Below are 13467 nucleotides of genomic sequence, written 5' to 3'. Positions count from 1 at the left end.
GTTCACCCTCGGCCGACTGCGGCGGCGAGCGCGGCGCCGATGGTCGGGTGCTGGTGGGTGTACCCGGCCTCCTCCAGCACCGAGGGGATGGCGCGTGGGCCGTGCAGGATCGAGTCGGCCACCTCGCCGACCAGGGCGTGCAGGGCGAAGCCGGGGACGATGAACGGGGTCGGCCGGTGTAGCGCGCGGCCGAGGGCGCGGTTGAATTCCGCGTTGGTGACGGGGGCGGGGCCCGTGGCGTTGATCGGGCCGGAGATCTCGGGGTGGGTGAGCGCGAAGACGATGGCGCCGACCTCGTCGTCGAGGGAGATCCACGGAAAGTACTGGCGGCCGCTACCGAGGCGTCCGCCGAGGCCGGCCCAGTACAGGGGGTGCAATTTGCTGAGCATGCCGCCGTTGCGGGCCAGCACCACGGCGCTGCGGATCAGCACGGTGCGCACGCCCGCTTCGGCTGCCGGTTCGGTCGCGGCTTCCCAGTCCCGGCACAGCGTGGCCAGGAAATCTGTTCCGGCGGGGGAGGTCTCGTCGATGATGGCGTCACCGGTGGCTACGCCGTAGTAATGCGCGCCGCTGGCATTGATCAGCGTGGGTACTCCGGCGGCGGCGACCGCGGTGGCCAGTACGTCGGTGGGGGTGATGCGGCTGTCCCGCAGCAACTGCTTGTAACTGCCCGTCCATCGACTGTCGCCGATGCCGGCGCCGCACAGGTTCACGGCCGCGTCGGCCCCGCGCAGCGCCCGCTCGTCGAGCTGGGCGCGCGCGGGATCCCACGCGAATTCGTCCGGTGCGGCGGGGGTGCGCCGCACCAGGCGGGAGACCTGGTGCCCGTCGCGGCGTAGTGCCGCGACGAGCGCCGTCCCGATCAGGCCGGACGAACCGGCGATGACCACCTTCATCGAATTCCTCGACTACAGGCCGAGATCGGCCTCGAACGCCGAATCTTCGAGGCGGTGCTTGATGGTGGAGACGAACCGGCCCGCGTCGGCACCGTCGATGAGACGGTGATCGTAGGTGAGCGGCAGGTACACCATCGAGCGCACGCCGATGGACTCGCCACCGGCCTCGTCGGTCACCACCACGGGGCGCTTCACGATCGCGCCGGTGCCGAGCATGCCCGCCTGCGGCGGGAGCAGGATCGGGGTGTCGAAGAGCGCGCCCTCGCTACCGATATTGGTGATGGTGAAGGTGCCACCGGACAGCTCGTCGGGCTTGAGTCCACCGGTGCGCGCGCGGTTGGCGATGTCGGCGATCGCGCGGGCCAGACCAGCGAGGGACAGGTCGCTGGCGTTGTGGATGACCGGCGAGAGCAGACCCTGCTCGGTGTCGACCGCGATACCCAGGTGCACCGACGCGTGGTAGGTGATCTCCTTGGTGTCCTCGTTGTAGGACGCGTTCACGTTCGGGTGCACACCGAGCGCCTCGACGACGGCCTTCGCGAAGAACGGCAGGTACGTCAGGTTGACGCCCTCCCGTGCCTTGAACGAGGCCTTCGCGAGCTGGCGCAGATGCGCGATCTTGGTGACGTCGGCCTCGTGGACCTGGGTCAGCTGCGCGGTGGCCTGCAGCGATTCGCGCGTCTTGGTCGCGGTGATCTGACGGATCCGGCTGGCCTTCTGCGTGGTGCCGACGAGGGCGGCCAGCTTCGGGGCGGCGGACTGCTTGGCCGCGGGCGCGGCAGCAGCGGCCGGAGCCGGTGCGGCGGCGGGCGCCTTCTTGGCCTCGGCGGCGGCGAGCACGTCCTGCTTGCGGATGCGGCCGCCGACACCGGAACCGGTGAGGCTCGACAGGTCGACGTTGTTCTCGTCGGCCAGCTTGCGGACCAGCGGAGTCACGTACGGGGTGCTGCCGTTGGCCGAAGCCGCGGCAGGAGCGGACGCGGCAGGCGCGGGCTTGGGAGCCGGTGCCGGAGCGGGCTTCGGCGCGGGTGCCGGAGCCGCGGCGGCAGGCGCGGGAGCCGGGGCGGGCGCAGGTGCCGGAGCGGGCTCGGGCGCAGGCGCGGGAGCCGGTGCCGGGGCGGCGGCCGCAGGCTGACCGCTACCGATCACGCCCAGCTGACCACCCACATCGACGACGTCGTCTTCCTGCGCCGTGATCTCGAGCAGCGTGCCCGCGACCGGCGAAGGGATCTCGGTGTCGACCTTGTCGGTGGACACCTCGAGTAGCGGCTCGTCGACAGCGACGGTGTCACCCACGGCCTTGAGCCAGCGGGTAACGGTGCCTTCGGTGACCGACTCGCCCAGTTCGGGCATCTTCACGGGCGTGCCCGAAGCAGCGGACGCGGCAGGCGCGGCAGCCGGGGCAGGTGCCTCGGCGGCAGGGGCCTGGGCGGCGGGCGCGGGCTCGGGGGCCGGCTCGGGGGCGGCAGGTGCGGCAGCAGGCGCGGGAGCGGTGGCGGGGGTTTCGCCGGCATCGCTGATCACACCGAGTTCACCGCCGACCTCGACGATGTCGTCTTCCTGGGCGACGATCTTGGAGAGCACGCCCGCGGTCGGCGAAGGGATCTCGGTGTCGACCTTGTCGGTGGAGACTTCGAGCAGCGGTTCGTCGACCTCGACCGTGTCCCCTTCCTGCTTCAGCCACCTGGTCACCGTTCCCTCGGTGACGCTCTCACCAAGGGCTGGCATCTGGACGGAGAAGGCCATGTCCTCTGACTCCTGTCGAGTGTGTACCCGGCGGACATTCGTCGCGGGTCGCGGCTTTCGTCCACCCCGCCGGTCTCGGCGGAGCACCCGGGAAACGTTGGTTCTTGTTCCGGCAACCATCCTTGCACTCGTCCGTCGCGGGTGTAGCGCAGGGCGGCGATCCGGGCGAAGCTGGCACCATGGAATGTACGGCGGTGAGCAGAATTCCGCCGGAATGTAGGAGGTCGAGCCTGATGGGTTTGCTGGATCGTTTCCGTGGTGGGCGCGGTGCGAGCAGGTCAGCCGGTCGCGAGAGCGCGTCGGAGGTGAGCGCCTTGGCGGACTGGGCGCGGACGCGTCGCGGGGTCGAAGCCTTCGTCGAACCCAAAACTACTGTGACTGATGTCACAGCGGTGCTGGTGGCCGCCGACGGTGAATGGACCCGCCGCATCGTCGGCGAGAAGGGCGCGCGCCGGTTGGCCGGTGCGTTGAAGATTCCCGTCTACGACGTCAACCGCACCGGCTATCCGCAACGCATGCGCGACTTCGATGCCCGCCGCCGCATCGAGCAGCGGCGGGCTCGCGAAGCCGAGCTGGGGGACTGACTACTCCGCGCCGATCTCCTCGATCACGGTGATGAGTGTGCGCACCGGGACGCCGGTGCCGCCCTTGCCGATATAGCCGAACGGGCCACCGGTGTTGTAGGCCGGACCCGCGACATCCAGGTGCGCCCACGGCAAGCCCTCCGGCACGAATTCCTTGAGGAACAGTGCGGCCGAGAGCATGCCGCCCCAGCGGTGCGGTGCGACATTCGCCAGGTCGGCGACCTTGGAGTTGATGTCGGCGCGCAGCTCCGCGGGAAGTGGCATCGCCCAGCCGTTCTCGCCGACCGAACGCGAGATCGCGGCGACGCGGTCGCGGAACTCCTCGGTGCCCATCACGCCCGGAGTCCGGGTGCCGAGCGCGACCATCTGCGCGCCGGTGAGGGTGGCGACGTCGATCAGGTAGTCGGGCTCGTCCTCGACCGCGCGCACGATGGCGTCGGCCAGGATGAGGCGGCCCTCGGCGTCGGTGTTGATGACCTCGACGGTGGTGCCGCCGTACTGGGTGAGCACGTCGCCGGGGCGCTGCGCGGTAGCCGATGGCATGTTCTCGGCCATCGGGACGGTCGCGGTGACGGTGACCGGCAGGCCGAGGCGCCCGGCCAGCAGCACGGTCGCGATGACCGCCGCGGCGCCCGCCATGTCGGAGGTCATGTTCTCCATGTTGGCGGCGGGCTTGATCGAGATGCCGCCGGTGTCGAAGGTGATGCCCTTGCCGACGAGCGCGATCTTCTTCGGGCCGCCCGCGTAGGTGATCCGGATCAGTCGCGGCGGGCGCGAGGACCCCTGGCCGACACCGATGATGCCGCCGTAGCCCGCCGCGGCGAGGGCGTTCTCATCGAGCACCTCGACCTCGAGGCCCGCCGCTTCGGCGAGTACTCGGGCCCGGTCGGCGAACTCGGCGGGGTAGAGCGCGCTCGGCGGGGTGTTGACGAAATCGCGGGCGGTGGCGATGGCTTCGGCGACCAGCTGTGCGCGCAGCAGCTCGAGGGTGCCGAATTCGGGTTCGGGAACCAGCAATTCGACCCGGACCACCGGCCGCTCGTCCGGCTTGGGCGCGCTCTTGGACTTGAAGGTAGGGAAGGTGTACGCGCCGAGGTAGAAACCTTCGGCCGCGGCACCGAGATCGATGCCGGACAGGGTGGTGGCGACGAGTTCGGTACCGCTGAGCGCTCGCCCGGCGACACCGGCGCTACGGCGCACCTGTTCGGCGTCGATCTTGTCGGCCGCGCCGAGTCCGACGGCGAGCACGCTGGTGACCTCGGCCAGCGCCGCCGGCGCGGGCACCCGGGTCAGTTCCTCGGGCTTGCCCTTGGCGCCGACCGAGCCGAGAGCGTCCAGCAGTTCCGCGCGAACCTCGGCGGTGAGCACGTCGCCGAACAGGTCGGCGGGGACGATGGCCGGTCCGTTCTCCGAGGACGTCAACCCGATCACCAGCACGTCGGTGTCCGCGGCGATGGTTTCGGTGCGCGCCAATTCCGGTCCGAGTGAACGATCTGCAACAGCTTTGACATCCGCCTGGCCGCGAACGACCGGGCTTCCTCCCACGGCGTCGTGCGCCGCTCCGGTGGGTTCCTGTTTCACAGGGGCTCGCTTCCCGCTAGGCGGAAAGGCTGACAGCCCCTCCGCAGGCGTTTAACCACTCCGCATGTCCTGCGGCGTAGATATTGATCGCGGCGTTGAGGTCGCGGTCATGGACCGCGCCGCATGCCTTGCATTCCCACACTCGGTTCGACAGCGGTTTCGGGCCGTCGCAGACCCCGCATGTCGAGCAGAGTTGGCTCGACGGATAGTACCGGTCGACCTTTCCGAAGACCCGCCCGTACCGGGTTGCCTTCTGCTCCAGCATGCGGGTGAACATGCCCCAACCGGCATCGTGGACCGACTTTGCCAACCTGGTCCGCGCCATTCCTCGGATACACAGATCCTCGACGAACACCGCTTGGTTATCGCGGATGATCATCGTGGATTGTTTGTGCGCCCAATCCCGGCGGGAATCAGCCACGTTGGCGTGTGCCTTCGCAACGCGGACTCGTTGCTTGGCCCGGTTGCTGCTGCCCTTCTGCTTGCGCGACAGGCAGTGTTGCGCCTTGCGGAGCGTCCGTTCGGCTCTTCGAAGGAACCTCGGCGAGGTGATCGCCTTGCCATTCGACAACACCGCGAACGTAGCCAGTCCCAGGTCGATACCCACGGCGCTGTCGGTCGCCGGTAGTGGCGCTGAGTCGACTGCGACCACGAAACTCGCGAAGAACCTGCCTGACGAGTCGCGGATAATCGTGACACTCGATGCCTCCGAGGGCAGGTTGCGAGACCACCGCACCTCCAATTCCCCGACTTTCGCCACGTATAGGCGACGGTTGCTTCGTACCCGGAACCCGTTGCGAGTGAGTCGAATCGATTGGCGGCGGTCTTTGCGGGACCGAAATCGGGGCGCCCCCAGCTTGCGGCCTTTGCGTTTGCCGGACAGCGAATCGAACCAGTTGCGGTACGCCCGACGTGCGTCTTGACATGCCTGCACCAATACCACGGAGGCCACTTCGGCCAGCCACGCGCGTTGAGGGGTCTTCTTTGCTGTGGTGACTACCTGCTTCTGGACATCAGTATCGGAGATGCGGGCCCCTGCCGCGTGCGTGTCTTCCCGCAGCCGCAGAGAATCGTTGAAAACGACACGGGCACAGCCGAATGCCTGGGCCAGCGCGTCTTGCTGGGCCAAGGTCGGATATACGCGGTACTGGTAGCGCAGCTGCACACTCGAACAGTAGCATCAAGCTATAAATCAAATCGTGTCCGCGCTGCTATCGCTGTTGTCGGCGTAACGATTTCGATGTCGGGCCCCTGCGAGCAACGATAGGGACACCGCCTCGCGTGTTCTTGGTGACGGATGGCCCTGATCAACCTCCGGCACGGTGTCTATGGCCTCGTGCGCGTCGGTCCTCGAGCAGCAACCGGCCTGGTCTCAGGCCCACGAACAAGGTCGAGGGGTTCGGTGGCGGATACTGGGAATTACTGGACAATACTGGTAGCTGTGGATACGCTCCGACTCGTGACGGACTCGGCCGAGGAGCTGGAGGTGCGCATCTCCGGTTTGCGGGCCGAGGTGCGACGGGCCGCTGCCGGTGGGGATCGGGCGGGGGCTCGGCAATTGCGCGCGGAATTGCGCCGGGCCGAATTGGCTTGGGATGCGGCGGTTCTCGGGTCGATTCCGGATGAGGCCGCCGAGGCGCCCGGGGTGCCGGTACGTGAACATGTGCATCGCGCGTTGACCTTGCTTTCGGTGCCGTCCTCGCCGAAATTGGTGCTCGCCACACATGACGCGTTCTTTTCCGGCGAGCTGCTGCCCGCCCGGCTGACGAGTCTGCGGCGTGACGAGGAACGTTCCTTCCGGTCGGCGCCGTACGCGCGCCCGTACTACCTGTGCGCCGCGCTCACCACGGATCTGCTCGCGCCCGCCCGCGGGTTGATGGCGGTGAGTTCGTGGCCACTGGAAAGGCGGATGGTCGGTCCGCTGAGTCCGCGGGTGGGGCTGCTGGTTTCGGCTATTCGGTTGGCCGAACATCTTTCGGCACAGCCTGCGGGGGAAACGGCGGGATTGCGCGTACTGTGGCGGCTCGCCGTGTCGATTCCTGGCATCTCCACCGCCCCGGATGCACTCGACCCGGCGAAGGTGATCGAGGCCGCGCGGCGTGAGCTGGCGGTGCACGAGGACGAGGACGCGCGGCAGCGCCGCGCGGCCGCGCGACGGGCGGCGGATCAGCTGGCGGATCCGGCCGCACAACTATTCGGTGTTCGGCTCGGCGTAGCCGATCGGCGACGAATCGAGGTGGAATGAGCACTCTCGCAGCACAGTTGGACCAGTTGCGCGGTGAAGCCCCCGCGACCAGGCACAATGCCCGCACCATCGCCGCGCTGACGGCCAATCCAGGATGTGCCCGCCGCGCCCTGCTCGACGCGGCCGCGGTGGACAAAACCGTGATCGCCCAATCGCTCGGATTCCCACCACAATTCGGTCAGTCTCAGTTCGCCATTACCCGCGGTAACGCTTTCGAGGCAATGGTCAAGGCGAACGGTTGCGCGGAATTGCTCGCCTTGTTGCGCGACAAACTAGGGCTCACGATTCCCGAAGTCGCCTACCACGACCTGAATTCGGTGGGGGAGAACACCGGCAACGCGGTGCGCTATCAACGCACCAGGCAATTGTTGAAGAGCACGATCGCGGCGGGCGACGGCACCCTGTTCGATCACCCCATGCTGCGGCTCGATATCGCCGGTGCCACCGCCTATCTCGAACCCGACGTGGTGGCCGTGCAATTGGACGGCAAGTTCCATGTGGTGGAGGTCAAGGCCTTCCCGGTCATCGACGGGCAGGCCGATCCGGCACAGGTGGCGGCGGCCGCGCGACAGTCGGCGGTGTATGTGATCGCTTTGCGCGAGTTGATGGCCGAGATCGGCGAGTCACCGGAGATCGTGTCGCACAATGTGATTCTGGTCTGCGCGAAGGATTTCTCGAATCGGCCGACCGCCGAACTCGTGGATCTGCGCAAGCAGCTCGCCGTGGTCTCGCGTCAATTGACCCGGCTCACCGCGATTCCCGATTTGCTCGACCTGTTGCCGCCCGAGGCCACCTTCGCGCCGGGGGAGAACCTCGAGAAGACGATCGCCGCCATTCCGGCTCGCTACGCGCCCGAGTGCATGTCCAGTTGCGAGCTCGCGTTCGCCTGCCGCGACGAGGCCCGCACCTGCGGTTCGGTGGACGCGCTCGGCCGCGGGGTATGCGATGTGGTGGGTGGCATCGAGAACATCCACACGGTCCTCGGCCTGGCCGACGGGACACTGGAACCCGGCCCCGAGCACGCCGACATCACCGCGATGCTGCGAACCGCGCATCGGCTGCGGTGGGAGATCGCCGGATGAGCGTGCTGGCGGCCCTGGCCAAAGCCGAGGCCGTGCGGGCTGGCCGTGCGCAGGCCACCGCGGCGGTGCGCCACATCCGGCTCGCCGAGCGGCCGTTGGTCGCGGTCCCGTTGCGGCTGGCGGGGGAGGCGGCGGCGCCGGTGGCGATCATGATCGGCACCTCGCCCGGGGATCAGAACGTGTTGACGGTGCCGCAGCCGCGCGACCGGGTACTGCGATTGCGCTTCATCGAGCAACTGGCTGATGTTGTGCTGCCCTATCTTTCGACGTTCCTCGTCGACACCGAGGAGCTCACCAGCAAGGCGGGCGAGACCTACACCCGGTGCCTCGACGCACCGCAGATGTGGACGCCCAATCCCGGCGGCGTGAATTTCCTGAAGCTGCTGGGACGTTCGGTGCGGTTTCACCGCGTCGACGGGGACAACCCGGTGCCGGAGTCGATTCCGCTGCTCGGGCGGTGGCTCACCTGGTTCGGTGACCGGGCCGAACATCCCGGTTCGGCGGTGCTACCCGCGATGACGTCGGCGTTGTCGGCGCACTGGGCCTCGGGTCAGTCCACCCTCGAAGACGGCAATCTCGCGGCCCTGCTCGGTTGGATCGATCCGCCACCCGGGTGCACCGGCGCGCAGGCCGCCGCCCTGGCCGAGGATCCGCTGCTGTCGCCGCCCGCGGGTCCGGCCACCGACCCCGGATTCGACAACGAAGAACTCGCGCCGTTGATCGCCGCCTACAACGCCGCACCCGACGATTCGGCCAGATCCGTTGCGGCCGAACGGCTCGAGCGCTCCCTGCGTGGCCAGCTCGAACCCACCTGGCAGCTGATGTGGCGGTCGATCGAGCTGCTGAGCGCACTGTCGGAAGGCTCCAGCGTCGAGAACCGGTGGACCGATGATCGCGGTGCGTTCTCCCGCTTCGCCGCCGATGTCGCGGAGGGGATTCCGCAGGCCCGCCGCGACTCCGCCGTCCCCGCGGTGCGCAGGCTGCTGGAGCGTGAACGGGCTTCGGAAGCGTTGCAGGCGCAGTGTGCTTTCGATGATCCGCTGCGCATGCTCGAACATCGCGTGAGTGGCGCCGCTTTCCGAGGTACCGTCGTGCACAGCGAGCCGGAGCGCCTCGACCGTTCGGGGTCGCGTCCGAAACTGCGCCCGCACATCCACCTTCGCACCACCGACCCGTTCATCGCGGTGGTCGGTGAAGAGCTGACATGCGTCGAACGGCCGAAACAGACCGGGCTGGTCGTCGAAATCGACGGTGACAGCATGGTTCTCGAACTGTCCGGTGGGATGGGACGCAAACTCATCGCCGAACCGGGCAGTGTCCCGGAGGAAGGCGACGACCTCGGTTTCGCCCGCTTCAAACCGACGCCGTTCAACGGGATGCTGAATCTGCCCGCGCGCGAGGAGACGCCGTGGACGCACGGTGGTCCGCCGCCGGAATGGACGCCGCCGACCGACGACGAGGGGGAAGAAATCCAGTGACCACACCGGACGAGGCCGTCGCGGGAATTCTCACCGACCTGCGCGACGAGAGCCATCGCGCGATCGTGGTCGACTCCCCGCCCGGAGCGGGCAAATCCACGCTGGTCGTGCGCGCGGCCCGCCAGCTCGCCGAGGACGGCGATCAGCGGATGATCGTCGCCCAGACCAACGAGCAGGTCGATGACCTCATCGACCGCCTGGCGATCGCCGACCCCGCGCTGCGGATCGGGCGATTGTCCAGCGCCGCCTACGTCGTGAGCGACCGCGTCGACCGGCACGGCAACGTCCGGGTCGCCAAGCAGCCGGGCGACCTCGAGGATCGAACCATCGTCATCGGCACCGCGGCGAAGTGGGCCACCATCACCGACGGTAGCTGGTCGCACGCGATCATCGACGAGGCGTACCAGATGCGCTCGGACATGTTGTTGCGCATCGCGAATCGGTTCGATCGTGGGCTGTTCGTGGGCGATCCGGGGCAGCTCGACCCGTTCGCGACCGTCGAGACCGCGCGTTGGGCCGGTCTCACCTGGGATCCGACGATGAGCGCCGTCAGCGTGATGCTGGCCAACAACGACAACATCCCCACCCACCGGCTGCCGGTGTCGTGGCGACTGCCCGCCACCGCGGCGCCGGTGGTGTCGAAGGCGTTCTATCCCTTCACCGAATTCCAGTCGGGCACCGGTTTCGGTGACCGGCGCATGGACTTCACGACCCGCGGCATGGGCGGTCCGGTCGACGCGGTACTGGAGGAGGCGGCCGAATCCGGTTGGGGCTGGTACGAATTGCCCGCCCGGCACACCCTGCGCACCGACCGTGAAGCCGTGGCCGCGATCGCCGCGATCGCGGCCCGGCTGATCGAACGCGGTGCCACCGCGCACTCCGAATCCGGCAGCCATCCGGTGACCATCGACCGGGTCGCGATCGGTACCGCGCACCGCGACCAAGCCGACGCCATCCGCACCGCCCTGCGTGGTACCTGCGCCGAACCCGTCACCGTCGACACCGCCAACCGTCTGCAGGGCCGCGAATACGACGTAACCCTTGTGCTGCACCCACTGTCGGGGCGCCGCGACGCGAGCGCCTTCCACTTGGAGGCAGGCCGGCTCTGCGTGCTGGCCTCCCGGCACCGCCACGCCTGCATCCTCGTCGGCCGCGCGGGAATCCCGGAACTCCTCGACGCGCACCCCTCCGCCGACCCGGTCCATCTCGGCGTCCCGGTGAAGTTCCCCGACGGCTGGGAGGCGAATCAGGCTGTGCTGAGCCACCTGTCGAGCCATCGCGTCCGCGCGGCGGCGCAATAACGACGCTGGTCGGCCGCGATTTCGCGACGCTGCGAGTTTGCCTGATACAGCGTATGTTTCGACATTCGGCGACATCACACGCAGGGTCGGGTAGTCGGTTAGTCTCACGGCGAGACACGCGTGGTGGGTGGCCCATTACCGGCATCTGCACGCAGCGGGGCGCCGGGGCGTTCCGGGGAGTGGAAAGAATCAGAATTGAAGATCAGGCGTACCGGTGTTCGTGGCCGGGTCAGTGTGCGTATCCGGTTGCTGGCGATGGTGCTCATCTCGAGCATCATGCTGTTGGTGGTCGGTGGCGGCGGTGCGGTCTATCTGGTGAATTCGGCCAGGGATTCCACCGAATGGGCCGAATTGGCGAGCAGTACCACCGCGCCCGCGATTCTCATGGTGTCGGCGTTCCAGGAAGAGCGCAGATTGTCGCTGTTGCGCCTGGCCGGTGACCTGCCGTCGGCACCAGCGCTGGTCACCGCCAAGCAGCGCTCCGATGAGGCGCTCGCCGCGGTGATCGCGAAAGGTGACGCCGCCCGCGCGCTGAATCCCGACGGTTCCCGCGAGGATATCGAGGGCTATAACAAGCTCTTCGCTATGGTCCCGGTCGTGCGCAACGGCGTCGAAGCCACGCAGATTCCCGCCGAGGAGGTTTTCGCCTTCTACACCGGGGTGATCGGCACGATCATCGCCGCGTCGATGCTGGCCGCCCGGGTCGCGCCGGAGGCGAAAGTCGGTATCGAATTGGGTTATGCCGTGGACCAATTGCGGGCGGCCGAGGCACTTTCGCAAGCCGACACGCTCGGTTCCGTCGCGTTGACCGCCGGCGAGATGAGTAGTGCCGAGGTGATCGAATTCGGCCGCCGGGTCGGCGAATTCCGTGGTGAGGCTGCCTATTCCGCGACGGTGCTGAAAGGCCGCCGCCTGGCCCAGCTTTCGGAGATCACCGCGAGTCCGCAGTGGCAGCAGGTGATCGCGATGCAGGACGCGTTGCTCTTGCGCGGACCGGTATCCGAAAAAGACAGGGAGACAGAACTTCCGATCGATCTGGCGACCTGGCAGGACGCGTCGCGGTACGTCGGTCTCGCGTTGCAGAAACTGTGGGAAGACCAGAGCGGGGACGCCCACGTGATCGCCAGGCAGCAGGGTGAACGCGACACCGACAGCGCGCTGCTCGGCGGTGCGCTGATCGCGTTCGCCGCCGTGGCCGCGTTCCTCATCGCGTTGGTGATGGCGAATCGGTTCATCGCGCGAATGCACCGGCTGCGCCACGACACCCTCGAACTGGCCGATGAGCGGCTGCCCGAGGTGATGCGCCGAGTCGCGGCCGGTGCGAGCGTCGAAACCACGACGGAGGCCTCGCAGCTGGACTTCGGTACCGACGAACTCGGTCAGGTCGCCGCGGCGTTCAACCGGGCCCACGTCGCGGCGATGTCGGCCGCCGTCGCCGAAGCGCAGACCAAGGCGGGGATCAGCACGGTCTTCCTCGACATCGCGCACCGCAGCCAGGTGGTGGTGCACCGCCAGCTCGCCCTGCTCGACCGCGCCGAGCGCGACGAGAGCAACGCCGATCAGCTCGATCTGCTGTTCCAGCTCGATCATCTCGCCACCCGCGCCCGGCGCAACGCCGAGAACCTCATCATCCTCGGCGGCGAACAGCCCGGCCGCCGGTGGCGCAACCCGGTCCCACTGCTCGAGCTGGTGCGTGGCGCGATCGCGGAAAGCTTGGACTACACCAGGATCGGGGCCAAGCAGCTGCCCGATGTGCGGATCTCCGGGCATGCCGTCGCCGACGTGATCCACTTGCTCGCCGAGCTGATGGACAACGCGACCGCCTTCTCCCCGCCCGAGACCCAGGTCGTGGTGTCGGGGGGAGTGGTCGGTCGCGGTGTCGCGGTGGAGATCACCGACCAGGGTCTCGGCATGGCGGAGACCGACCTGGCGCAACGCAACGCGATGCTGGCCGATCCGCCCGCTTTCAGCGTCGGCACGCTGGCCGGCACCTCACGGCTCGGGCTGTTCGTCGTCGCCACGCTGGCGGGCAGACACGGCATCTCGGTACGGATGGCGGAATCGGTGTACGGCGGGGTGCGGGTCGTGGTGCTGATCCCGACAGCGCTGGCCGAGGCGAGCGATCCCGAGTCGGCGATCTCCGGCCAGTTCCCCGCCATCTCGCCGCGACCATGAGCGACGAGCGCGAGCACTGGTACGAGGACGAGGCGGGCCCGCTGGTCCGCCTCTACGCCGTCACCGGCGGGCGTGCCAAGGCCAAGCGCCTCGACCTCGACCTCACCACTCTGCTCGTCGACGCGCGGTCCGGCGCGCGCTCCCGTCTGCTCGCGCCGGAATATGACGCGATCGTCGAGTTGTGCCGCACCCCACTGTCGGTCGCGGAGGTTTCCGCACACCTCCACCTACCTCTGACCTCGACAAAGGTCCTCATCGGCGACCTGATCGACGAGGGTCGACTTCTCGCCCGCGCACCCCGGAACGAACTGAGCACCGCCCCGGACGTGAACGTCCTGCGGGCGGTGCTCGCCGGGATCAAACGGTCCTAGGCCGGCCT

11 protein-coding genes are annotated in these 13467 nt (G+C 68.2%); 7 read left to right on the top strand and 4 right to left on the bottom strand.

Annotated elements, in window-relative coordinates:
* Window positions 1–2 precede the first annotated feature (2 nt).
* Both ACFWO8_RS26415 and sucB read right to left on the bottom strand, forming a co-directional pair.
* Window positions 3–896, bottom strand: coding sequence for a TIGR01777 family oxidoreductase (locus tag ACFWO8_RS26415; protein WP_378964371.1), 894 nt, complete (start codon window positions 894–896; stop codon window positions 3–5).
* 12 nt (window positions 897–908) lie between these two features.
* Entirely contained in the window at window positions 909–2642 is a 1734-nt protein-coding gene (gene sucB, locus ACFWO8_RS26410) for a 2-oxoglutarate dehydrogenase, E2 component, dihydrolipoamide succinyltransferase (RefSeq protein ID WP_378964364.1), read from the bottom strand.
* 233 nt (window positions 2643–2875) lie between these two features.
* On the opposite strand from sucB, the gene ACFWO8_RS26405 reads away from it, so the two are divergent.
* Window positions 2876–3226, top strand: a complete 351-nt coding sequence (locus ACFWO8_RS26405) for an oxidoreductase (protein WP_378964357.1) — start codon at window positions 2876–2878, stop codon at window positions 3224–3226.
* On the opposite strand, the gene ACFWO8_RS26400 is transcribed toward ACFWO8_RS26405, so the two are convergent.
* Window positions 3227–4699: a leucyl aminopeptidase gene (locus ACFWO8_RS26400; RefSeq protein ID WP_378964353.1), complete on the bottom strand. Its 1473-nt coding sequence runs from the start codon at window positions 4697–4699 to the stop codon at window positions 3227–3229.
* 124 nt (window positions 4700–4823) lie between these two features.
* Window positions 4824–5972, bottom strand: a complete 1149-nt coding sequence (locus ACFWO8_RS26395) for an RNA-guided endonuclease InsQ/TnpB family protein (protein ID WP_378964349.1) — start codon at window positions 5970–5972, stop codon at window positions 4824–4826.
* A 294-nt stretch (window positions 5973–6266) separates the two neighbouring features.
* Between ACFWO8_RS26395 and ACFWO8_RS26390 the strand changes: the two genes are divergently transcribed.
* The 6 genes from ACFWO8_RS26390 to ACFWO8_RS26365 all read left to right on the top strand — a co-directional run bounded on the left by ACFWO8_RS26390 (window position 6267) and on the right by ACFWO8_RS26365 (window position 13459).
* A complete protein-coding gene (locus tag ACFWO8_RS26390) occupies window positions 6267–7052 on the top strand; it encodes a hypothetical protein (RefSeq protein WP_378964344.1) in 786 nt (261 codons plus the stop codon).
* On the top strand, window positions 7049–8134 hold the full coding sequence (locus ACFWO8_RS26385; RefSeq protein WP_378964340.1) for a hypothetical protein: 1086 nt from the start codon (window positions 7049–7051) through the stop codon (window positions 8132–8134). The genes ACFWO8_RS26390 and ACFWO8_RS26385 overlap by 4 nt, the downstream gene beginning before the upstream one ends.
* The gene (locus ACFWO8_RS26380; RefSeq protein WP_378964337.1) at window positions 8131–9612 is read left to right on the top strand and encodes a hypothetical protein; all 1482 of its coding nucleotides are present in this window, start codon (window positions 8131–8133) and stop codon (window positions 9610–9612) included. Before ACFWO8_RS26385 ends, ACFWO8_RS26380 begins: the two co-directional genes overlap by 4 nt.
* On the top strand, window positions 9609–10913 hold the full coding sequence (locus ACFWO8_RS26375) for an AAA domain-containing protein (protein ID WP_378964334.1): 1305 nt from the start codon (window positions 9609–9611) through the stop codon (window positions 10911–10913). Before ACFWO8_RS26380 ends, ACFWO8_RS26375 begins: the two co-directional genes overlap by 4 nt.
* 195 nt (window positions 10914–11108) lie before the next feature.
* Window positions 11109–13088, top strand: a complete 1980-nt coding sequence (locus tag ACFWO8_RS26370; RefSeq protein WP_378964330.1) for a nitrate- and nitrite sensing domain-containing protein — start codon at window positions 11109–11111, stop codon at window positions 13086–13088.
* Window positions 13085–13459, top strand: coding sequence for a DUF742 domain-containing protein (locus tag ACFWO8_RS26365; RefSeq protein WP_378964324.1), 375 nt, complete (start codon window positions 13085–13087; stop codon window positions 13457–13459). Before ACFWO8_RS26370 ends, ACFWO8_RS26365 begins: the two co-directional genes overlap by 4 nt.
* Window positions 13460–13467: the final 8 nt, after the last annotated feature.

Source organism: Nocardia sp. NPDC058480 (assembly GCF_042720495.1).
Taxonomy (GTDB): Bacteria; Actinomycetota; Actinomycetes; order Mycobacteriales; family Mycobacteriaceae; genus Nocardia.
Note: the sequence above shows the minus strand (reverse complement) of the source record. Positions and strands in the feature narration are given on the sequence as shown.

Coding starts and splice junctions, on each gene's coding strand:
- ACFWO8_RS26415 (WP_378964371.1), bottom strand. CDS start 896: ATGAAGGTGGTCATCGCCGGTTCGTCCGGCCTGATCGGGACGGCGCTC.
- sucB (WP_378964364.1), bottom strand. CDS start 2,642: ATGGCCTTCTCCGTCCAGATGCCAGCCCTTGGTGAGAGCGTCACCGAG.
- ACFWO8_RS26405 (WP_378964357.1), top strand. CDS start 2,876: ATGGGTTTGCTGGATCGTTTCCGTGGTGGGCGCGGTGCGAGCAGGTCA.
- ACFWO8_RS26385 (WP_378964340.1), top strand. CDS start 7,049: ATGAGCACTCTCGCAGCACAGTTGGACCAGTTGCGCGGTGAAGCCCCC.
- ACFWO8_RS26380 (WP_378964337.1), top strand. CDS start 8,131: ATGAGCGTGCTGGCGGCCCTGGCCAAAGCCGAGGCCGTGCGGGCTGGC.
- ACFWO8_RS26365 (WP_378964324.1), top strand. CDS start 13,085: ATGAGCGACGAGCGCGAGCACTGGTACGAGGACGAGGCGGGCCCGCTG.